The following is a 20,508-nucleotide window of genomic DNA, read 5'->3' as shown; positions in this document are numbered from 1 at the left end:
ATCATGATCAGTGTCTTCTCCGGCTTCATCATGGAGAACGACGACATGATCAAGATGATGGGCTTCGGCCTGGCGTCAGGTGCTCAGCCGCGTACGGACTCCAGCTCCCGGTCCTGGTCGTCCTCGTGCGCCGTCGGGTAGTCGCCGAGCTGCTTGTGCAGCTTCTCGCCCTCGACGTCGACGTTCGGCAGCGCGCGGTCCAGCCACTTCGGCAGCCACCACGCCTTGTCGCCCAGCAGGGCGAGCACGGCGGGGACGATCGCCATCCGGACGACGAAGGCGTCGAAGAGGACGGCGATGGCCAGGCCGAAGCCCATCATCTTGATCATGTCGTCGTTCTCCATGATGAAGCCGGAGAAGACACTGATCATGATGACCGCCGCGGCGGCGACGACCCGTCCGCCGTGCGTGAAGCCGGTGACGACGGCCTCGCCGGAGCGCGCCCCGTGGACGTACGCCTCACGCATGCGGGTCACGAGGAAGACCTCGTAGTCCATCGCGAGGCCGAAGACCACGCCGATCATGAAGATCGGCATCATGCTCATGATCGGGCCCGGCTGGTCCACGCCCACGATGTCGGCGAGCCAGCCCCACTGGAAGACCGCGACGACGGCGCCGAGCGCGGCGGCCACCGACAGGAGGAAGCCGAGCGCCGCCTTGAGCGGTACGAGGACCGAGCGGAAGACCAGCATCAGGAGCAGGAAGGCCAGGCCGACGACGAGTCCCAGGTAGGGCAGGAGCGCGTCGTCCAGGGTCTGCGAGAAGTCGATGGTCATGGCGGTCGCGCCGGTGACCAGGACTTCGGAGCCCGTCTTGTCCCCCAGACCGTCGACCGTCGAGCGGATCTCCTTGACCACGCCCTCGGTCTTGTGGTCGCTCGGACCGGTCTTCGGTACGACGTTGAAGATCGCGGTGTCGTCGGCCTTGTTGCCGTTCGCCGGAGTGACGGCGGCGACGCCGTCGATCTTGGCGATCTCCTTGCCGACCGTACCGGCCGCGGCCGCGGCGCCCTTGTCCTTGTCCGTGTCGACCGTGACCATCAGCGGGCCGTTGAAGCCGGCGCCGAAGGACTCGGACAGCATGTCGTAGGCCTTGCGCTGCGTGGTGTCCGGCGCCGACGTGCCCTCGTCGGGCAGGCCGAGCTCCAGGCTGGTGGCCGGTACGGCGACCACACCGAGACCCACGACGGCGAGCAGCAGGACCGGGACCGGGCGGCGCAGCACGAAGCGTGCCCAGCGCGTACCCAGCTTCGGCTTGGCGTTCGGGTCCCGCAGTTCGCTCGCGGGCTTCTTGCGGTCCTTGCGGCGCAGCACCTTCTTGCCCGCGAAGCCGAGGAGCGCGGGGATCATGGTGAGGGCGATGAGGACGGCGATGGCGACCGTGCCCGCCGCGGCGAGGCCCATCTTGGTGAGGATCGGGATGTTGACGATCGCGAGGCCGGAGAGCGCGACGATGACGGTGAGTCCGGCGAACACCACGGCGGAACCCGCGGTGCCGGTGGCGCGGCCCGCCGCTTCCTCCGGTTCTCGGCCGTCGGCGATCTCGGCTCGGTAGCGGGAGACGATGAAGAGGGCGTAGTCGATGCCGACGGCGAGGCCGATCATCATCGCGAGCGTCGAGGTCGTGGCGGAGAGGTCCAGGACGCTGCCGAGGGCGGCGATGCCGGAGACGCCGATGCCCACGCCGATGATGGCGGTGAGGAGCGGCATGCCCGCGGCGACCATGGAGCCGAAGGTGATGATCAGGACGACCGCGGAGACCGCGATGCCGATGAGTTCGGCGGAGCCGCCCATCTCCTGCTCGGCCATGACGGCGTCGCCGCCGGTCTCGACGGTGTAGCCCGTCTTGCGGGTCTCGTCGGTGGCCTTGGTCAGCGCGTCACGCGACTTGTCGGTCAGCTCGGTGGCGGTGACCTTGTACGTGACGGACGCGTACGCGGTGGTGCCGTCCTTGCTGACGGCCTTGGCCTTGTACGGGTCGGCGACCTCGGAGACCTGGGACCCCGTACCCAGGGTCTTGACCAGCTTCTCGACGTCGACCTTGGGGCCGGCCTGGGTCAGCTTCTCGCCCTCGGGGGCGCGGATGACGACACGGGCGGTGGCGCCCTCGGCGCTGGCCGCGGGGAACTTCTCGTCGAGGAGGTCGAAGGCCTTCTGCGACTCCGTCCCCGGCATGGAGAAGGAGTCCTCGGGCGGTGCGGGTGCCGCGGACGAGGCGAATCCGACCCCGGCCAGCAGCACCACCCACATCAGTGCCACATAGCGGCGTCGCCGGAAGGCGAGGCGGCCCAGTTTGTAGAGGAACGTAGCCACGGCGAAGGGGCTCCCGTCGGTTTCGGCAGGCGGAGTGACATCCCCCGCGGCACGATCAGCGCACGTCAGGGCGGTCAGCAGGTTTCCTCTCAATAGTCCAGTCCCTGACACGTCCGGAAGTCAGACTCAGAGTCGGACTATCGGCCCACGGGCGCTGTAGTGCCGTCCACGCCAGGTCATCCTCGGGGAGGAGATGTGGTCAGGATGTGTAGGACCCACACCGGACGGCCGATCACCGGAGGATTTGCCTCCGTCCTACGGACACCTGTTCACCTCGCGACAACTCGCCCTCATAACACCTCAATAGGAGAGATAAGGTGTCGAGTCAGCGCTCAGATACTTGTCATCACCATCCAGGAGAACCTTCGTGACTCTTGCCATCGCCCCGTCTGAAGCAGTGCCGTCGCCGGAAGTGTCCGAGCCGGTGGCCCAGGACGCCCGTGCGTTCGGCGCCTACGCACGGACGGGCGGCTGGACGTTCGCCCTGAAGGTCGCGCGCAGTGTGCGCCCCGGCGGGCAGGGGGCCGACGAGACGCCGAAGGTCTCGGCGAAGGAGTTCAGCGAGCTCGCCGGCTGCTCGGCCGAGCGCGTCATGCGCTACTACAAAGCGTGGGACAAGGCCGCTGACGATGGCCTCGTACCCCACTTCGAGGCGCTCACGCCCGGCGAGGACATCGAACTTCCGGACTCCGATGTCTGGTTGACGTACTACACCTCCCGCTCCAGCGCCCTCTCCCAGCGGGGCACCGCGATCACGGAGGCCGCCGAGGCCGAGGGCATCCGCCCCACCAAGGCCCTGGAGGTCGCCGAGAACCCCACCGCGCTGCGGGCCGCGATCCTCGCCGACCCCGGGACCGCCGAGGCGGCGCGGCGCGCGCTGATGGACCGGCTCGAGGAGGACCCGGCGCTGCGCACCGAGCTGGTGCGCGACATCGTGCGGGCCGACGACCTCAAGAAGGCCGTCGCGGCCGAGGCCAAGGCGGGCGACCGCGTCGACTACGTACGCCAGATCGTCGACAAGGGTCAGGTCAAGACGCCGGCGGGCCAGCTGATCGACGCACCCGCCGAGCTGAAGGAGGAGGCCGAGCGGCACCTCTCCCTCATCGACGAGCTGGACGACGGCGAGGACTCCGGCGAGTGGGCCCGCGAGGCGTACGACACCGTGAAGGACCTGGTCGCCCAGACCGTCCAGAGCGACCCGCAGCTGCGGGTGCAGGAGCGCCGCGCGAAGTTCTACAGCAGCCTGCAGAAGGCGACGAAGGTCTTCGAGGAGCTGACCTTCGACGACGCCGAGGTCGACGACATCTACGAGGACGACATGCTGCGGCGCCTGGAGGAGCTCCAGCAGTCGATCGCCGCGTGCATCTCCTCGCTGCAGGCGGCGACCGCGGGCGCCGCCGACTCCGCCGCCGCTCCGGCACCGGCCTCAGAGGACAGCTGACAGCCGCGGCCCCGCCCTCCTCCCCGTACATCCCGATGATGACCATGGCCTCGCGCGTAGCCCTGGAGTCGTACGGCATGACCCATACGCGGAGGGATTCGCCGCACCCCGCCTCGCTCGTAGCTTCTTGATCAACGTACGGAGACCGGCGTACGGAGTTGATCGAGAGGTCATGGATCTATGCACGGCAAGGCATTCGCGCCCGAATACCAGGGCGAGTTGGGCTCGGCACTCGGGGTGAACTCCTCCTACGAGGAGGTGCTGACGGCGGCGGACCGCGCGCTCTCCCAGGCGGACACCGCACTGGAGAGAGCGCGCGCCGCTCTCGCCCTGGCCGAGGCCAACCGGCGGCTCGGCCAGGTGGACGACGCGGGCGCCGCCTGGCGCCACAGCTACCGCAGCGCGCGCGTCGCGGGGGACGAGGGGGCCATGGCCTGGGCCCTGTGGAGCGGCGGCACGCTGGCCCGCCAGTGCGGACAGCTGCGGCTCGCCCGAAGGCTCCTGACCTGGGGGGTCGCGCTGGCGGCCGACAGCGGGGAGCGACTCGCGCACGGCTACGCGCTCGCGGGGCTCGCCGAGACCGGACGCATCCAGGGGGACTACGCCGCGGTGGCCGCCCTCCACGAGCAGTTGCTGGAACAGGGCCGCAAGCACGGCGAGGCACGGCACATGGTGTGGGCGATGTCCGGCATCGCCCAGATGCGGCGGAACACCGGCGACTACACCGAAGCGCTCGAACTGTTCGAGGAGTGTGTCCGCATCGCCTCCGACGCGCAGGACGCGCGGGGGCGCGCCTGGTCGCTGCGCGGGGTCGCCGACGTCCTCTCGCTGCGGGGCGAGACGCAGCGCGCCCTCGCGCTGCTCTCGGAGGCGGAGGTCATCTGCCGGGCCATGGATCTGGCGAGCGCGCTCGCGTACAACCACAAGATGCGTGGCAACGTCCTGTACCGACAGGGGAGTTACGAGGCGGCACGCGAGATGTACGCGACCGCTCTGGAGGAGTTCAACGCCATGCGGGAGCCGCGGGGTGTGGCCCTGTCCCGGCTCGGCCTGGTCAAGTCACGCGCCCGCCTCGGCCGCGACCGGAGCGAGACGCTGGCCGAACTGACCGAGCTCGAAGGGGACTTCGCGCGCATCGGGCTGCGTCACGCGCGGGAGACGGCCGCCGCCTTCCGCGGCGAGCTGGCCGCGGAGCTGAGCATGACGGGACGCAGGGCGCCCGCCGACAGGCGCGAACCCTCGGGAGTCACCCGCCGGGCGTGATGCGGATGCCCACCGTCCCGCCGGACCCGCGCCGCAGCTTGCTGCCGAGCAGGGTGAGACGGCCGACCAGGCCGTACTTACGGGCGATGAGCTTGCGGTAGCGCGCCGTCGCCTGCGGGTCGCAGATCTCGGCGGTGGCGGGGACCTGCTCGCCGGTCGGGTTGCCCCGCAGGTCGCAGGGGCCGATCAGGACGTCCGCGCGGTTGCGGATCCGCTTGACCTTCCAGGACTCCGTGGGCGTCCAGACGCCCAGCGCGGAGCCGTCCTCGACGACCCAGACGGGGGTCGGCACTCCGGTGCCGTTCTTGCGGTAACTGGTGACCAGCAGGTACTTGCCGGCGCCGAGCCCCGTCTGCGCTACCTCGTCCACGTGACCGCTCCAGACCTCTGGCCGACTCGGGTTCGATCAGCCTCTGGCGCGGATGTTACTCGTGACCAGGTGTGCTTCCCGCGACCGGCCATGGTTCCGGGGCCCGGACGGATCCGGGTCCCGGAACCATGGGGCGTGTATGGCTCAGGCGCCCCAGGTGCCCTGGTTGACGGCGCAGTTCCAGCCGTTGCCGTGGACCTTGAACTTCACCTTGTACGAGCGGGTGTTCAGCAGGCGCGTCTTGACCCTGACCCCGAGGCTGGCCTTGCCCTTCAGGCTCTTGTCGTAGACGGAGATGGTCTTCGACGTCTTGTGCGTGATCTTGCCGCCCTTGGCCTTCGCCGAACCGAAGCGGACGTTCTTCACGTTGCTGACGGTGAAGGTGACCTTCTTGAAGCTCTTGGTGCTCTTGTTCTTGAGGCCGAAGTACAGACCGTCGCCCTTCACCCAGCCGCCCGGGCCGATGTAGAACCGGGACGTGTAGACGATGTCGATCGGGCAGCCGGCGCTCTGCGTCGAAGCGGCCGACGCCTTCGGTGCCTTCGGCGCGTCGGCCGCCGACGCGGATCCGGCCAGGCCGAGCTGGGCGGCCGTGAGCGCCCCCGCCGTGGCCAGGACTGCTGCGGTCGTGCGTGCGTGGTTCATCAGGCTGGTGCCTTTCCCCCTGCGGCCCTTTCGGGCCCAACTGTCAGAATGATGCGATGGATGCGCACAAGGCGGTCTGCGTCCCGGTGCCGCCCGTATTTTTAGCAGGCGGACGTACATGAGTGGACATCAGGTTGTCCGCGCGCACAGCACCGTGACAAAAGCCGGACAATCGCTCGGCGAACCGGCCGCGGCCCCTCACATCGGCGGAGGTGTCGGCGCGGGCCCCAGAGTCGTCGTGCCGGGCGTCGCCCGGTGGGCGAGACCGGTGCGGTAGGCGTCCAGGGCGGCCTCCGTGCGTCCCGTGCGCCGCAGCAGATCGCCGAGCAGGCAGCACAGGCCGGCCACGTCCCCGGTCGCGCCCGCGCGTTCGAGCAACGGCAGCGCGGCGCGGTAGTGCTCCTCGGCGGCCTCCGTGTCGCCGCACTCCTCCGCGATGAGGCCGAGCAGCCGGTGCGCGGCGCCCGCGTGCACCGCGCCCCGCCCGGCCCGCAGGGCGGCCGGGGTGACCTTCGGCCCGGAGGGCCGGCCGGTCTGCGCGCCGCCGGTCAGCAGCGGCCTCAGCAGGGCCTCGGCCTCGCGGACCTTGCCGCGCCGGCGCAGCACGTCGGCGAGTTCCACCTCGACCTGTTCGGCGAAGAGAGCGGCCCGCTTGGCGGTGAGCATGTCGTGTGCGGTGCGCAGTTCGCTCTCGGCGCGTTCCAGGTCGCCGTCCTGGGCGTGCACATAGCCGCGCATCCAGTGGCAGTGGGCGAGTTCGGTGCGGATGTGCAGCTGCTGGTAGAGACCCTGGGCCTTGGCCAGCGACGCGTCGGCCTCGGCGATACGGCCCTGGGCGATGAGGGTGCGGGCCACCCCGCGGTGCATCCCGGCCAGCAGGGCCGGATCGTCCACGCGCGGCGCGAGCGCGAGGGCCAATTCGGCGGCGTGCGCGGCGCGCTCGTGTGCGCCCATGTCCATGTACGGGGCGATGGACGCCGAGTAGAGCAGGAGCAGCGCGTCGGGGTCGTGCAGGCCCGAGGCGTTGAGCTGGTCCAGGGCGGTCTCCAACAGGTGGCAGGCATAGCGGAGTTCACCCGTGAGGCGGTGGGCGTTGGCGCGGCCACGGATGGCGGGGACGCGGCGGGGCAGCGGTTCGTCGGACAGGAGCCGCTCCACCGAGGCGAAGCACGCGTGCGCGTCGTCCAGGTCGCCCGACTCCAGGAGGCAGTCGCCGAGGCCCAGGAGCGCGGTGGCCTGCTCCCCCGGCAGCGCGTGCTCGACCGCTTCGGCGTGCAGGGCGCGGAAGAGGGCGGCGGCGTCCTCGGGGGTTCCGGTGGCCAGGGCGCGCCGCGCGTCGGTCAGGCGTAGGCGCAGTTCGGCGGCGAGGCGGGCCGGGCGTCCCGTCACGAGCTCCTCGGGGGTGACACCGAGGCGCTCGGCCAGGTGCCGGAGGGCGGCTTCGGAGGGTCTCACTTTGCCCGACTCCAGCGTGGAGACGTAGGCGGGGGTATAGGCGGGCTCGGCCAACTGACGCTGGGTGAGCCCCAGTTCCGTACGCATGCGCAGGACTCGACGCCCGATCGTCGCGGGCTCGTCCAGCCTCACGCCCGCGGATCCGCTCTCCGTCATCTCTGCCTCTCCACTTCCGAGCCAAGCCCATCAGGGCCCGGCACACGGGGATTTGGGCGTGCGTGGCGCGAAGTCGCCATCCCCACAGTCCCCTTGCGTCCCGGGCATTGCCTGGCTTCCCGCCAGCCCCTACATTGAACCGCGCCTTAACTCCCTTTAACCCCCCACTTATGTCGCGGGCCCGCCGACCCCGAGTCCGGGTCCGCGCCGAATCCCGGGAGATCTCCCATGCGTAGACGCTCATCCCGCATATCCGGTACCTCTCGCATATCCCGCAAGCGTCTGGCCGTGGCCACCGGTGTCGCCCTGGCCGCGGCGCTCGCCGCCACCGCGCCGGTCGCCGCGGACCAGGGGCAGGACAGCAGTACACCGGCCGCGCACGCCACCGACCGCGTCGAGGTCGAGTACTTCACCGGCCCCGACGGCCACCCCCGCCACACCGACGTCCCCGCCCCCTCTGCGCTCAGCACGAGGGAACGGTCCACGATCAAGGGCGACGGCGACGTCACGTCGATCGTGGAGGCCGGAGCGAGCGACGCCAAGGTCGACGTCGTCTTCATCGGCGACGGGTACACCGCCGCGCAGCAGGAGGACTTCCACGCCGACGTCCGCACCAAGTGGAAGGAGATGGCCGCCGTAGAGCCGTACGCCGAGTACGAGGACCTCTTCAACGTCTGGGCCGTCGACGCGCATTCGCAGCAGTCCGGCGTCTCGGGCGACCCGACGGCCGACGTCCACAAGAACACCGCCCTGGACTCGGCGTTCTTCTGCGACGGCATCGAGCGGCTGCTGTGCGTCGACACGAACAAGGTCGAGGCTTATGCGAGCAAGGCCGCCGACCCCGACCTCGTCATCGTGCTCGGCAACTCCACCAAGTACGGCGGCGCGGGCTACAACGACATCACCTCGCCGTCCGGGTACGACGGCATCGGCACCGCCTCCTCCGACCATCCGGACTCCGACCAGGTCGCCGTCCACGAGACCGGGCACTCGTTCGGCAAGCTCGCCGACGAGTACTGGTACGACGAGAGCACCTACACCGGCCCCGAGCCGGGCGAGTCCAACCTCACCAAGCTCAGCGCCGACCAGATGGCCGCGCAGAAGGCGAAGTGGCACCGCTGGCTCGGCCAGGAGTCACCCGACGGCGGCACCGTCGGCGCGTACGAGGGCGGCGGCTACCACGGGCACGGCCTCAACCGTCCCACCGAGGACTCGATCATGCGCACGCTGGGCCGCGAGTTCAATCTGCCCGGACGTGAGGCGATGATCGCGGGCTTCCATCAGCACGCGCCCGTCCTCAGCGGTGTCACCCCCTCCGACCGGCAGGTCCGCGGCACCGACCGGATGCGCGTCAAGGCGTCTTCGCATGCGCGGACCCGCTGGTACGTCGACGGCCGCGAGGCACGGCAGGCCAGGGGTGAGAGCAGCGTGACCCCCGGCGCGCTCGGGGTGCCCGCCGACGGCCGCCCGCACACCGTCACCGCACGCGCAACCGACCCCAGCAAGGCAGTGCGCGCCCCGGAACTGCGACGGCTCCTGACCCGCTCGCTCAGCTGGCAGGTCACGCGCTGACCTGCCGCGGCGGCGGGGCACCACCCCCCGCCGCCGCCAGCCGCCGACCAGGAATACTTCGGTCATGACCACGCATGTGAAGCAGTCGCGGGAGGGCGCGGCACCTGTCCCCGGATGGGCGCTGCGGGACGCGGAGCCCGCCGACGTCGAGGCCATCGCCGAGCTGCGCGCGGTGGTGATGCGCCCGGACCTGGAGCGGCTCGGCCGGTTCGACGCGCATCGGGTGCGCCAGAGACTGCGGGACGCGTTCGCCCCCGGGCACACCTCGGTCGTCGTCGCCGACGGGTCCTTCGCGGGCTGTGTCGCCCTGCGTCCGGCCGAGGACGGTCCGTGGCTCGAGCACTTCTACCTCGAGCCGGCCCTCCACGGCCGGGGCCTGGGTTCGGCCGTGCTGCGCGCGCTGCTCGACCGGACCGACGCCGAGGGCGCCCTCGTCCGCCTGAACGTCCTCCAGGGCAGCGCGGCGCGACGCCTCTACGAGCGGCACGGTTTCAGCGTCGAGAGCGAGGACCCCGTGGACGTCTTCATGGTGCGGCGGCCGGGCCGACCCGGCGGCGGCGCAGGCCCGCGCAACTGACGTACGGGCCGGTCGAATTGGCCCACACTCCCCGGCCGGAAATGGTCCACAGGCCGGACCATTCAGCTGGCTAGCCTCTCCTCATCAGCGAAGACGCGGCCCAACGGCCGCCTGCCGGGGGAGTGTTGTGCCGATCCAGATTCTGCCGCCAGGCGGAGCGCCACGCGTGCTCGCCGCCGCCCAGCTGAGCAATTCGCTCGGCGACGGCGCCTACTACGTGACCTCGGCCCTGTACTTCACCCGCGTCGTCGGCCTCTCCCCCACGCAGATCGGGCTCGCGCTCACGGTCGCCTGGGCCATCGGTTCCGTCACGGGGGTGCCGCTCGGCGCGCTCGCCGACCGCAAGGGGCCGCGCGGTACCGCGGTGCTGCTCGCCCTGGCCACCAGCGCGTCGGTCGCCTCCTTCCTGTTCATCCGCTCCTTCGTTCCGTTCCTCCTCGCCGCCTGCTTGTACGCCGTGGCCCAGTGCGGACTCGCCGCGGCACGGCAGGCGCTGCTCGCGGGACTCGTGACGCCCGCGGCACGTACGGGCGTCCTGGCCCACCTCCAGTCCACGCTCAACGCCGGCCTCGCCGTCGGTGCCGCGCTCGGCGGTCTCGCCCTGCACTACGACACGCGCGGGGCGTACCTGGCGGTCTTCGCGCTGGACGCGGTCAGTTTCCTGCTCTGCGCGCTGGTGCTGCTGCGGCTGCCCGCGGTCCCTCGGTCCACGGCCCGGGAGAAGGGCGAGCCGCGCCTGGCCGTGCTCCGCGACCGGCCCTACGCCCTCGTCACCGCGCTCAACGCGGTCCTGCTGCTGCGCATGCCGCTCCTGAGCCTCGCGATTCCGCTGTGGGTGGTGGACCGGACGGACGCGCCGAGCTGGCTGGTGTCGGCGCTCTTCGTCCTCAACACCCTTGCGGTGATGGCCTTTCAGGTCCGCATGGCCCGCGGTGTCGACGGTCCGCGCACGGCCACGCGTGCGGTGCGCGGATCCGGTCTGGTCATGCTCGCCTCGTGCGCCGTCTTCGCCTTCTCGGCCGCAGCGCTTCCGGTGTGGGCGACGGTCGCTGTCCTGGTGGCGGGGGCGGTGCTTCAGGTCGTCGCGGAGATGCAGCAGTCCGCAGGATCCTGGCAGATCAGCTTCGATCTGGCGCCCGCGCACCAAGTGGGCCAGTACCAGGGCTTCTTCGGCACCGGGGTCCCGGTCGCCCGCACCCTCGGCCCGCTGCTGCTCACCTCGCTCCTCGTGGTGTGGGGCGTACCGGGCTGGCTGCTGCTCGGCGGGATCTTCCTCGCGGCGGCGCTTGCGATGGGGCCGGCGGTGCGGTGGGCGGAGCGTGTACGGGCGGGCGTGGACGCGGGGCGCCGGATCGAGTCGCCGAGGCCGCTGGGCGGCCCTTGACGCAGGACGGCGCGGACCCGCCTAGGCCGCTCTGCTGCTCGGCGTGGCTCAGCCCGCTTCGATCCGTGTGGTGCGAAAGCGTGCGGCGTACGCGGACGGTGTCGTCCCCAGGTGGCGGGCGAAGGCCCTGCGCAGCGTCTCGTCGCTGCCCAGACCGCTGCGCCCGGCCGCGTCGGTGACGCTCGCGCCGCGTTCGAGGAGCATGCGGGCGGCCTCGAGCCTGAGGGACTCCACGTACGCGGCCGGGGTGGTGCCGAGCTGCCGCGTGAAGAGCCGGGTCAGATGCCGGGGGCTCACGCTGCCCCGCCCGGCCAGGGTCGCGAGGCGGTGGTCGGCCGCCGGGTCGGCGGCGATGGCGTCGAGGAGCGGGCGCAGCACCGGATGGCTGGTCGCCGGGGTGCGTGAGGCCGCGGAGAACTGGGACTGCCCGCCGGGCCGCTGCAGGAAGACCACGAGGTCCCTGGCCACCCGCCGGGCGGTGTCGGGGCCGTGGTCCTGCTCCACGAGAGCCAGGCAGACGTCGATGCCGGCGGTGACCCCGGCCGAGGTGAGGACGGGCCCGTCCTGGACGTAGATGGCGTCCGCCGTGACGGTGGTGTCGGGGTACAGCCGGGCCAGCTTCGCCGCGTGTTCCCAGTGCGTCGTCGCCCTGCGCCCGCGCAGAAGTCCCGCCGCGGCGAGGGCGAAGGCGCCGGTGCACACGGCGGCCACCCGCCCTGCCCCGCCTGCCAGTTGGCCCACGCTCTCGACGAGCTCGGGCCGTTCGGCGAAGGTGACGAGCTCGGCGTGGCCCGGAACGACGAGGGTGTCCGCGCCGCCGGCGTCGGCCACCGGCAGGTCGGCCGCGATCCGCAGCCCGGTGGAGGTCCTGACGTCCTGCCCGTCGGGGGTGCAGACCCGGACGGTGTAGCCGCCGCCGGTGTAGCGGGCCGCGGTGGCGAAGACCTCCAAGGGGGCCGCGACGTCGAGGAGGCGCACCCCGTCGAAGGCGAGGACGCAGACGTGGTGGGGGCGGGGTCCGTCCGGTTGCTCGGGCATTCACCCACGGTAGCTCCCGAACGTGTCCAGATGTGTGGGGCGGCTGTCCATACGGACATGGCGGTGAGCCACGTACGTCGAGCAGGCTGGCTCCACGAGCCGACACGAGCCGACACGAGCCGACAGGGATCACGCCATGACCGACCGCATTTCCTCCGCCGCCGGAGTCTCCGTACCGGACACCAAGCTGGCCGCCGCGGCCACCGAACTGGTGCGGGACACGACGAGCGAGCTGATCTACCACCACTCCCGCCGCGTCTTCTGGTTCGGCAGCCTCCAGGGCGGCCGGCGCGGGCTGAGCTTCGATCCCGAACTGCTCTACATCGGCGCGATGTTCCACGATCTGGGCCTGGGCGAGCGTTTCCGGGACAGCGGCCGCCGCTTCGAGGTGGACAGCGCCGACGAGGCGCGCAGCTTCCTGCACGGTCACGGCGTACCGGAGGACAGCGTGCGCCGGGTGTGGACCGCCATCGCCCTGCACACCACCCCCGGCATCCCCGAGTTCATGGAGCCGGAGGTCGCCCTGGTCACCGCGGGGGTGGAGTACGACGTCCTGGGCATCGGGTACGACGACCTGACGGCCGAGGACCGCGCCGAGATCACCGCACTGCACCCGCGCCCCGACTTCAAGCGGCGGATCCTGGAGGCGTTCACCGAGGGCATCGCCCCCAAGCCGGAGACCACTTTCGGCAACGTGAAGGCCGACGTCCTGGAGCACTTCGTCACCGGCTTCACCCGCGGCGACTTCGTCGAGGTCATCCAGAACTCCCCCTGGGCGGAGTAGGGGAACAGGGGGGAGCGGCTCAGAACTCAGGTGTCAACTTATGGTTGACACCCTCTCCACTGTCAACCTACCGTTGACACATGACGCAGCCCCTCCAGCCCACCCAGCCCATTCGCCTCGACGACCTGATCCAGGCCATCAAGACGGCCCACCCCGAAGCCCTCGACCAGCTCTCCGACGCCGTGATCGCCGCCGATCACCTCGGTGATGTCGCCGACCATCTGATCGGCCACTTCGTGGACCAGGCACGCCGCTCGGGCGCCTCCTGGACGGACATCGGCAAGAGCATGGGGGTCACCCGGCAGGCGGCCCAGAAGCGGTTCGTGCCCAAGGACCCCGGCGAGATGTCGGACCTCGACCCCCGGCAGGGCTTCAGCCGGTTCACCCCGCGGGCGAAGAACGTCGTCATGGCCTCCCAGGAAGAGGCCCGTGCGGCGGGCAACGCCGAGATCGGTTCCGCCCATCTGGCGCTCGCCCTCCTGACCGAACCGGACGCCCTCGCCGCGAAGGCCCTTGCCGCGCAGGCGAGTTCGCTCGACGCCATCCGCGAGCGCGTCACCGAAGCGCTGCCGCCCGCCGTGGGCGAGGTGCCCGACCTGATTCCGTACGACGCCGGGGCGAAGAAGGTCCTCGAACTCACCTACCGCGAGGCCCTGCGCCTCGGCCACAACTACATCGGCACCGAGCACATCCTGCTCTCGCTCCTGGAGACGGAGGGCGGCACGGGCCCGCTCACCGGGATCGGCATCGACAAGGCGGCGGCCGAGGCGCACATCACCAAGGCCCTTGAAGCGATCCGCGCGCCCCTCGACCAGGCGTGACAGAACCCGAGTCGGCCGCGGGGCCGCCCTTGCCGGACTCGCGCCCCGCGGCGGCGCGCACCCTCGCCGCTTCCCGCACGGCCGCCGCGTTGGCCTTGCCCTGCCGGGACCCTGCCAGCTTCGCCTTGATGTGGTCGCGTACGAGGATCGGTTCGTAGGCGAGTTCGTCGGCGGCGTCGAGGTGGCTCGGCAGCGTGGAGATGACCGCGTCGACATTGCCGTCGTGGAAGTAGGCGGCCGACCGGCGCCGGACGATGCCACCGTCCACGACCGGCGGCTTGACGCGGTGCAGGGTCGACATCCAGCGGTCGTTGGTGAGGCGGGCGGTGAGGTCGCCGAGGTTGACCAGGAGCGCCCCCTCGACGGGGGTCACGTCGTGCCAGGTCCCTTCGGAGCCGAGCACCTGCAATCCGGCGACCTGGTCCGCCCACAGCACCGTGACCAGACCGAAGTCGGTGTGCTCCCCCATGCCCGTCAGGTCGCCGTCGAGGGTGACGGTTCCTTCCGGCAGGGCGTAGTTGTTCATGCGCAGTACGTCGATGGAGTGGTCGGTCAGGGACTCGAAGAAGCCGGGAGGCTCCCCCAGGGCGTCCGCGAAGATGCGGGTCAGCGTGCGTGCCACGCGCCCTGCCCGGCCGAAGTAGTCGAGCACGGCCGGTTCGAAGCCGTCGACCCGCGCGGGCCAGACGTTGAGCCCGTAGTCGTCCTCGGACAGGTCGAGTCCGGGGAACGAGCGGGCTTCGGTGCCGACGTTGAACGCTTCGAAGAAGTCGTTCATACGGGCGGCGGACTCCACGCCGAGGCTCAGGCTGAGGGATTCACTCCTGGGAGGGCTGTAGCCGCGGTTCGCGCCGGTGACGCGGTAGCTCTTCTTCGTCTCCAGGGGCAGTCCGAAGAAACCGTCCATGGCGGCGGCCAGGCCGTCCACCGCCGCGGCGGGGATGCCGTGGCCGAGGATCTGGACGAAGCCGACGCGGGCGCAGGCCTCGTCCATCTCGCTCGCCACACGGGCGCGTTCGGCCGCCGAGCCGCCGTCGACGTCGACGTACGGCGTGATGTCGATGACAGGAACCTCGAAGGGCATGGGCGTCTCCTGGCGCGAGCGAGCGGCTACGCCAGATTGCCTATCACGGTTTCACCGCGTCTCGATTTCAGGGCATCCCGATGTTTCACGGCATCTCGATCTCAGTGCCCACTTTCAGACGGCACGTCAGCACCGGCGTCATCCGTCTCCAGCCTCCGCAGCCGTTCCCCGTCGCAGACGCGCGGGCAGGTGCCGCACGCCTCAGCGGGGCGGATCGTGTAGTAGAGGCAGCAGCCGAGACGGGTGCGGGTCGGGTGCCGTTCGCCGTCGCGGGTCGTCAGGTGGCGGAAGTCCGCGCCGCCGGGGAAGGGCTCCACGGGGCCCGGGAGCAGGGCGTCCACCGCGCGCAGCGCCTCGTCCTCCTGGCCGAGCATGCGCCCCAGGTACCAGATCCCGGAGATGAGATCGTCTCCGGCCATGCCCCACAACGCCCGCTGCCTGCGCCTGAGTTGCGGGCCGAGGGCAGTGAGCAGCGGGCGCATGTGCGCGACGACCGCGGCACGGAGTTCGGCGCGCAGCGACTCCTCGTCGGGCAGGACGCGCGTTCCGGGGAGGCCTGCCGCCGGGTCGTCCGGGAAGCAGGTGAAGGAACCGGGGACGATCTCGAAGGCGCCGGTCTCCACGTGGACGCGCACGTCCTGCGGGCGGATCCGCGGCACGCGCCGCTCCAGGTACCAGGCACCGCTCATCAGCAGGGACACCGACCACAGGTAGCCGTGCAGCGCACGGGACGCGGCGACGTCCGGGCGCGGACTGTGGTCGTGACCGGCGCGGATGCGTGCGGCCTCCGCCCCGACGAAGGCGTCCAGGGCATCTTGACGTGCTGTCAGTTCGGCGCCGGTGAGCCACCCTTGACCCGCGGTCGAGCCGGGTTGCGCCACGGTGACGGCGAGCGACTCGCAGTGCGCGGCGAGCCGCCGATAGGTCGTGGCGAGCAGGGCGGCGGGGCTCAGGGCGGTGGCGGTCGACGCCAGGTCCGGGGCCACGGTCAGCGGCACGCGTAACTCCTTGCAAGGGCAGGTCAATCGGCCGTTCGCCGGTGGGCCTCTCCACCGCGAACTAGGTAAGGCTTACCTTATTTCTCTTCAACTTGCCTCATCGTGAACGGCGCGCCGCGCACCTCGTCCCACGGAGTGATCCATCTCGTCGCGCCGAGTGATCCGGCCCTCGCAGCGAATTGACATCGTTAGGCATACCTAACCTAAACTCTCACCCCGTGTCCAAGATCGTTCGGGCCGTCCCACACGCACCTCCGCTCGCACCCGGAAGTGGACTCGCCATGCGGCTGTACGTCCTTGCCCGCAACCCCACCGACTCGGTCACCGAAGGCTTTCTGCCCGCCGCGCGCGGGCTCGGCCTCGACGTCACCCTCCTCACCGACCAGCCCGGTGCCCACCGGCGCGGCCCGGCACGGGAAGCCCTGCGGGGCATGGAGATCCTGGAGTGCGACGTACGCGATTTCCGCGCCGTCATCAGCCGGATCTCCGCACACCACTCCCCCGGCGCGGTCTTCACCAACAGCGACCACCTGCAGACCCAAGCCGCGCTGGCCGCGGAGTACTTCGGGCTGCCCGGCAAGGACTGGCGGGTGGCGCTGCGGACCAAGGACAAGGCGCAGATGCGTCGCCATCTCGCGGCGTCGGGCGCCGACACCGTCTGGTCCGCCGAGCTCTCAGCGGACCAGGATCCGGCCGAACTCATCTCTCTCGACGTGCCGTTCCCGTGTGTGGTCAAGCCGCGGGAGGGCGTGGCGAGCGAGGACGTGGTGCTGGTGGACGGGCCGGGAGATCTGGTGCGACGGTGCGTGGAGATACAGGCGCGGCGTCCGGGGGCGGCGCTGGTCGTCGAGGAGTATCTCGCCGGGGAGCTGTGCACGCTGGAGACGCTCGGCGACGGCCGGGTCCGGCACGTACTGGGCGGTTTCCGTACGGAGGTGTCGCCGCCGCCGCACTTCATCGAGGAGCGGATGACGTTCGTCCCCGCGCATCCGGAACCGGTGACGGCTCAGATTCTGGCCCAACTGGACGCACTGGGTGTGAGGTTCGGGGCCTGTCACACGGAGTTCGTGGTGGCGGAGGGGCGGGCGCGGCTCATCGAGGTCAACTACCGTGCCATCGGTGACCAATGCGACCTGCTCCTCGCCCAGCTCCTGGACGTACCGCTCTTCGAGCACATCCTCCGTACGCATCTGGGCGAGCCGCTCCCCTCGGACCTGGGCGCACGCACGGACGGCCGGGCACTGCTCGACTATCCGTGCGCCCGGAGCTCCGGAACGCTGACGGCCGCCCCGCGCGCGAGCGAGGTGACGGCGGCCGGCGTGCGACTGACGTACCGCCCCCTGCGCGAGGTCGGCGAACGGCACGAACTCCACGGCACCAACCGGGACTTCCTGGGCGTGGTCCGCGCCACCGGCACCGACCAGGCGGCGGTCGACCGAGCCGTGGCGGACTTCCTCGCCGAGCACCACTGGGAGATCACACCGTGACACACCGGGCTCCGGCCGCCGTCGGCGTCGAGGGTGAGCTCCTGTTACGCGTTCTGAGCGCGCTCCTGCGCGAGGACGTGGTGGGGTGGCGCACCCGAAGCGGCCCGGTGCGCCTGCCGGACGGCTTGTGGCTGAGGCTGCCGGTGGCACGGCAGCCCGCAGCAGCCGCGGACATCGCCAGGGCCGGTGCCAGTGATGATGCCGGTGCCGGCGCCAGGACCGGTGCGAGTACCGGCGCCAGGACCAGTGCCAGGGTCGGCGCCAGGGCCGGTGACGCTCTGCTGATGCCCGTCCGCGCCGACGGCTTCCAAGGGACGTACGCCGCCCGTCTCCCCCTCCTCCGGTGGGAGTCCGACAGCGCCGAACTCAGCGATGCGGGCAGCGTTCTGGCCGTCCTGCGTGACCTCGCCGACCCCGTCGACCGTGCGGGATTCGATGCGCTCGACGCGGAGTGCGGGCAAGCGCTCGACGCCATGCGGCTGCATGCCGGGACGAGGACCGAAGCAGACGCCCTGCTCTCCAGGCGGTACGGCGAGAACCCCGCCGATTGGACCGGACTCGACGGCGCGCTCGGCTACGACACGCTCGCCGCACGAACGGACCACCCGGTGTACCCGACCTCGCGCGGCCGCTCCGGTCTCGACGTCACCCAACTGCGGGCCTACGCACCCGAATTCCATCCCACCTTCGTGCTGCGACAGCTCGCCCTGCCCCGCGACGTCGTCACCGTCAGCGGCGGCTCCGACGCCTGGCTCTCACCCCGCCAGGCAGGCGCCCCCGAGCTGGACGAGACCCATTTCGTCTTCCCCGTACACCCCTTGACCGCGGACGGAACTCTGCGGGAAGCCCTGCGGGAGGCAGGGCTCGAACGGCGGGCCCAGCTCCTCGACGGTCCGGGACCCGACGTCGTACCGACCCTGTCGATGCGTACCGTCGCCCTCACCTCGCACCCCACGCACCACCTCAAACTCCCCCTCTCCACCGCCACGTTGGGCCTGCGCAACCGGCGCACCATCAAGCCGGGCACCCTCATCGACGGCGCCGCGGGCCAGCGGCTGATCGAAACCGTCGTAGTGCGCGAGCCCCGGTTCCAGGGGGTCGTCCTGCACGCGGACGAAAGCCGCTACGCCCACGCCGGGCATGAGCTCGTCGCCGTACTCCTGCGCCGCTACCCCGCCGGTCTCGACGGCGCCGTCGTCGTACCGATGGCGGCCCTCATGTGCCCGGCGCCCGGTTCCGGCCGGCTGCTCATCGACCATCTCGCCGACCGCTTCTACGGCGGCGATCCCCTCGCCCTCCTGGACGCCGCGCTCACCCTCCTCTTCGACTGGCAGACCACCCTCTTCGCCTACGGGATCGCTCTGGAGTCGCACCAGCAGAACATCTCCCTGGTGATCGACGAGGGCTCGGACCACCGCACCCGGCTGCGGCTGCTGTTCAAGGACAACGACGGGCCCCGCATCAACCTCGCCCGGCTGCGAAGTGTCATGGGACAACCAGCCGCGGAGTACGAGGGCTTCGACGACGCGAGGATCTTCGTCGACGGGGACCGACCGGTGCTGGACGTGTTCACCACCATCACCCTCCACCTCTGCGCGGGCGCGTACGCCTTCGGTCTCGCCCGGCACGGCCACGCGCCCCTGACCCGGCTGCTCCGGCTCGTGCGCGACCGGCTCGCCGAGGCCGTCGAGCGGCTCGGTACGGGTCCCGGTGAGCCGGGCACGCTTCTGCGGGCGCACGTCCTGGACGCGGCGGAGCTGCCCGTCAAGGCGATGGTCACCGCGGGCACCCTGCTCTCCAAGGAGCGATCCGGGGCCGCCGACATCAACAAGTACTACACGACGGGGCCCAACTACCTCCGGCTGACGGGGGCTTCGTGATGGCCACCGCATCGGCGGCGCACGCACTGACGGAGGGTCCGACCGTGGGCGCGGGATTCGGGCGACGCCAGGTGCACGCCGTCGCAGCCTGCTACTTCGTCGCGTCCTTCGCCGCCCTCGGCCTGCCCCCGTATCTGACCGCGATCCTCCCGGAGCTCGGCGACGCGAACGCCCGCTGGGCGGGACTCCTGTACGTCGTCCCGACCGTCTTCGGCGCGCTCGGCGCACCCCTGTGGGGCCGCGTCGCCGACCGCTTCGGCCGAAAGCGTCTGCTCCTGCGGGCCCAACTCGGCCTCGCCGTCTCCTTCTTGCTCGCCGGGTGGGCCGATTCGCTGGGCGCGTTCGTCACGGCGCTCGTGCTGCAAGGCGTCCTCGGCGGCACGTTCGCCGCGTCCAACGGCTACCTCGCCGCCGCGCTGGGCGGGTCGGGCCTGTCCAAGGCGCTGACCCTGATGCAGGGTGCCGCGCGGGCAGCGCTCGTCCTCGCGCCGATCCTCGTCGGCTCGCTGGCCCCCTGGATCTCGCCGCACCGCCAGTACGCGCTGCTGGCGGTCCTTCCGCTGGCCGCGGCGGCGATGCTCGCCGCCCTCCCCGAACCCACGCCGGAGCCCCTGTCGGAGCCCTTCGGGGCCTCGGCTGCCGGGGCAGCGGTCAGCGCCGTCCCGCCGGCCGCGCTCAGGGCGCTCTACGCCTTCGAGTTCGCTTTCGTCTTCTCCACCGTCATTTCCTTCCCCTATCTGATCGCGCTGGTCGAGGACCGAATACCCGGCGTATCGCCGGTCGTGTCCGGCGCGCTCTTCGCCCTGCCGCACCTGTGCTATCTCCTCTTCGCCCTGCTGGTGCACCAGGCCGTCGAGCGCCGCCCCATGCCGGGGATCGCCGCCGGATTCGCGCTGGTCGCGCTCGGTCTCGCCGGGCACGGAGCCGCCGGCTCGCTCGCCGCGTTCACCGGCGTGCGGCTGCTGCTCGGCGTGGGCCTCACGCTCGGCCTCGTCAGCCTGTCCGTGCTGGCCGCCGAGTGCGCCCACGGCCGACCCCCCGGCGAGATGTTCGGCACGCTGGAGCTTGTCTCCAAAGGGGGCGCGGTCGCCGCCGGTCTCGCGGCAGCGGCAGGCAACAGCCTCCTCGGACTGCCCGCGCCCCTCCTGACCGGCACCGCGACCGCCCTGACGGCCCTGGCCGCCGCCATCCTCTCCGCCCTGTTCCGCCGCTCGCCCCGCATCCGCTGGAGCCGTTGATGT

General features: G+C 71.2%; 17 protein-coding genes. 10 read left to right on the top strand and 7 right to left on the bottom strand.

Annotation, left to right across the window (positions count from 1 at the left end; all coding sequences use genetic code 11):
• Positions 1-83: 83 nt before the first annotated feature.
• On the bottom strand, positions 84-2,312 hold the full coding sequence (locus tag ACFUPX_RS15645) for an MMPL family transporter (RefSeq protein ID WP_383321434.1): 2,229 nt from the start codon (positions 2,310-2,312) through the stop codon (positions 84-86).
• 367 nt (positions 2,313-2,679) lie between these two features.
• Between ACFUPX_RS15645 and ACFUPX_RS15640 the strand changes: the two genes are divergently transcribed.
• Both ACFUPX_RS15640 and ACFUPX_RS15635 read left to right on the top strand, forming a co-directional pair.
• The gene (locus tag ACFUPX_RS15640) at positions 2,680-3,753 is read left to right on the top strand and encodes a hypothetical protein (protein ID WP_383321431.1); all 1,074 of its coding nucleotides are present in this window, start codon (positions 2,680-2,682) and stop codon (positions 3,751-3,753) included.
• 180 nt (positions 3,754-3,933) lie between these two features.
• Positions 3,934-5,016, top strand: coding sequence for a tetratricopeptide repeat protein (locus tag ACFUPX_RS15635; protein ID WP_383321428.1), 1,083 nt, complete (start codon positions 3,934-3,936; stop codon positions 5,014-5,016).
• Here the strand turns inward: ACFUPX_RS15635 and ACFUPX_RS15630 are convergent.
• The 3 genes from ACFUPX_RS15630 to ACFUPX_RS15620 all read right to left on the bottom strand — a co-directional run bounded on the left by ACFUPX_RS15630 (position 5,000) and on the right by ACFUPX_RS15620 (position 7,642).
• On the bottom strand, positions 5,000-5,386 hold the full coding sequence (locus ACFUPX_RS15630) for a PPOX class F420-dependent oxidoreductase (RefSeq protein ID WP_383321426.1): 387 nt from the start codon (positions 5,384-5,386) through the stop codon (positions 5,000-5,002). The two genes, ACFUPX_RS15635 and ACFUPX_RS15630, sit on opposite strands and share 17 nt — an antisense overlap.
• A gap of 144 nt (positions 5,387-5,530) precedes the next feature.
• Positions 5,531-6,031, bottom strand: a complete 501-nt coding sequence (locus ACFUPX_RS15625; RefSeq protein ID WP_383321423.1) for a hypothetical protein — start codon at positions 6,029-6,031, stop codon at positions 5,531-5,533.
• Between the two features lie 198 nt (positions 6,032-6,229).
• Positions 6,230-7,642, bottom strand: a complete 1,413-nt coding sequence (locus ACFUPX_RS15620) for a helix-turn-helix domain-containing protein (protein ID WP_383321420.1) — start codon at positions 7,640-7,642, stop codon at positions 6,230-6,232.
• A 228-nt stretch (positions 7,643-7,870) separates the two neighbouring features.
• Between ACFUPX_RS15620 and ACFUPX_RS15615 the strand changes: the two genes are divergently transcribed.
• The 3 genes from ACFUPX_RS15615 to ACFUPX_RS15605 all read left to right on the top strand — a co-directional run bounded on the left by ACFUPX_RS15615 (position 7,871) and on the right by ACFUPX_RS15605 (position 11,175).
• Positions 7,871-9,214, top strand: a complete 1,344-nt coding sequence (locus ACFUPX_RS15615; protein WP_383321417.1) for a M64 family metallopeptidase — start codon at positions 7,871-7,873, stop codon at positions 9,212-9,214.
• A 64-nt stretch (positions 9,215-9,278) separates the two neighbouring features.
• Entirely contained in the window at positions 9,279-9,791 is a 513-nt protein-coding gene (locus ACFUPX_RS15610; RefSeq protein WP_383321414.1) for a GNAT family N-acetyltransferase, read from the top strand.
• Between the two features lie 127 nt (positions 9,792-9,918).
• Complete coding sequence (locus ACFUPX_RS15605) at positions 9,919-11,175, top strand: MFS transporter (protein ID WP_383321411.1); 1,257 nt, start codon at positions 9,919-9,921, stop codon at positions 11,173-11,175.
• Between the two features lie 48 nt (positions 11,176-11,223).
• On the opposite strand, the gene ACFUPX_RS15600 is transcribed toward ACFUPX_RS15605, so the two are convergent.
• Positions 11,224-12,213: a GlxA family transcriptional regulator gene (locus ACFUPX_RS15600; RefSeq protein ID WP_383321408.1), complete on the bottom strand. Its 990-nt coding sequence runs from the start codon at positions 12,211-12,213 to the stop codon at positions 11,224-11,226.
• A gap of 136 nt (positions 12,214-12,349) precedes the next feature.
• Here ACFUPX_RS15600 and ACFUPX_RS15595 point away from each other — a divergent pair, with 136 nt between their 5' ends.
• Positions 12,350-12,997: an HD domain-containing protein gene (locus tag ACFUPX_RS15595; RefSeq protein WP_383321405.1), complete on the top strand. Its 648-nt coding sequence runs from the start codon at positions 12,350-12,352 to the stop codon at positions 12,995-12,997.
• A gap of 80 nt (positions 12,998-13,077) precedes the next feature.
• A complete protein-coding gene (locus ACFUPX_RS15590) occupies positions 13,078-13,818 on the top strand; it encodes a Clp protease N-terminal domain-containing protein (RefSeq protein ID WP_383321402.1) in 741 nt (246 codons plus the stop codon).
• Here the strand turns inward: ACFUPX_RS15590 and ACFUPX_RS15585 are convergent.
• Together ACFUPX_RS15585 and ACFUPX_RS15580 are read right to left on the bottom strand one after the other, a co-directional pair.
• Complete coding sequence (locus ACFUPX_RS15585; protein WP_383321399.1) at positions 13,772-14,902, bottom strand: isopenicillin N synthase family dioxygenase; 1,131 nt, start codon at positions 14,900-14,902, stop codon at positions 13,772-13,774. The two genes, ACFUPX_RS15590 and ACFUPX_RS15585, sit on opposite strands and share 47 nt — an antisense overlap.
• Before the next feature lie 101 nt (positions 14,903-15,003).
• The gene (locus tag ACFUPX_RS15580; protein ID WP_383321462.1) at positions 15,004-15,894 is read right to left on the bottom strand and encodes a (2Fe-2S)-binding protein; all 891 of its coding nucleotides are present in this window, start codon (positions 15,892-15,894) and stop codon (positions 15,004-15,006) included.
• A 287-nt stretch (positions 15,895-16,181) separates the two neighbouring features.
• Here ACFUPX_RS15580 and ACFUPX_RS15575 point away from each other — a divergent pair, with 287 nt between their 5' ends.
• The 3 genes from ACFUPX_RS15575 to ACFUPX_RS15565 are packed head-to-tail and all read left to right on the top strand — an operon-like array spanning position 16,182 to position 20,505.
• Positions 16,182-17,387 (top strand): acetyl-CoA carboxylase biotin carboxylase subunit family protein, encoded by a 1,206-nt coding sequence (locus ACFUPX_RS15575; RefSeq protein WP_383321460.1) that lies wholly within the window; start codon positions 16,182-16,184, stop codon positions 17,385-17,387.
• Positions 17,384-19,267, top strand: a complete 1,884-nt coding sequence (locus ACFUPX_RS15570; protein WP_383321396.1) for an IucA/IucC family protein — start codon at positions 17,384-17,386, stop codon at positions 19,265-19,267. Before ACFUPX_RS15575 ends, ACFUPX_RS15570 begins: the two co-directional genes overlap by 4 nt.
• Positions 19,267-20,505 (top strand): MFS transporter, encoded by a 1,239-nt coding sequence (locus ACFUPX_RS15565; RefSeq protein WP_383321393.1) that lies wholly within the window; start codon positions 19,267-19,269, stop codon positions 20,503-20,505. The genes ACFUPX_RS15570 and ACFUPX_RS15565 overlap by 1 nt, the downstream gene beginning before the upstream one ends.
• Positions 20,506-20,508 lie beyond the last annotated feature (3 nt).

The organism is Streptomyces sp. NPDC057302 (assembly GCF_042667685.1).
Taxonomy (GTDB): Bacteria; Actinomycetota; Actinomycetes; order Streptomycetales; family Streptomycetaceae; genus Streptomyces.
The sequence above is the reverse complement of the archived record's forward strand: the minus strand, read 5'-3'. Positions and strand labels throughout refer to the sequence as shown.

Excerpts from the sequence above, each read along its gene's own strand:
- ACFUPX_RS15625 (WP_383321423.1), bottom strand. The coding sequence starts at position 6,031 with ATGAACCACGCACGCACGACCGCAGCAGTCCTGGCCACGGCGGGGGCG.
- ACFUPX_RS15635 (WP_383321428.1), top strand. The coding sequence starts at position 3,934 with ATGCACGGCAAGGCATTCGCGCCCGAATACCAGGGCGAGTTGGGCTCG.
- ACFUPX_RS15620 (WP_383321420.1), bottom strand. The coding sequence starts at position 7,642 with ATGACGGAGAGCGGATCCGCGGGCGTGAGGCTGGACGAGCCCGCGACG.
- ACFUPX_RS15595 (WP_383321405.1), top strand. The coding sequence starts at position 12,350 with ATGACCGACCGCATTTCCTCCGCCGCCGGAGTCTCCGTACCGGACACC.
- ACFUPX_RS15600 (WP_383321408.1), bottom strand. The coding sequence starts at position 12,213 with ATGCCCGAGCAACCGGACGGACCCCGCCCCCACCACGTCTGCGTCCTC.
- ACFUPX_RS15565 (WP_383321393.1), top strand. The coding sequence starts at position 19,267 with ATGGCCACCGCATCGGCGGCGCACGCACTGACGGAGGGTCCGACCGTG.
- ACFUPX_RS15610 (WP_383321414.1), top strand. The coding sequence starts at position 9,279 with ATGACCACGCATGTGAAGCAGTCGCGGGAGGGCGCGGCACCTGTCCCC.
- ACFUPX_RS15575 (WP_383321460.1), top strand. The coding sequence starts at position 16,182 with ATGCGGCTGTACGTCCTTGCCCGCAACCCCACCGACTCGGTCACCGAA.
- ACFUPX_RS15615 (WP_383321417.1), top strand. The coding sequence starts at position 7,871 with ATGCGTAGACGCTCATCCCGCATATCCGGTACCTCTCGCATATCCCGC.
- ACFUPX_RS15590 (WP_383321402.1), top strand. The coding sequence starts at position 13,078 with ATGACGCAGCCCCTCCAGCCCACCCAGCCCATTCGCCTCGACGACCTG.
- ACFUPX_RS15585 (WP_383321399.1), bottom strand. The coding sequence starts at position 14,902 with ATGCCCTTCGAGGTTCCTGTCATCGACATCACGCCGTACGTCGACGTC.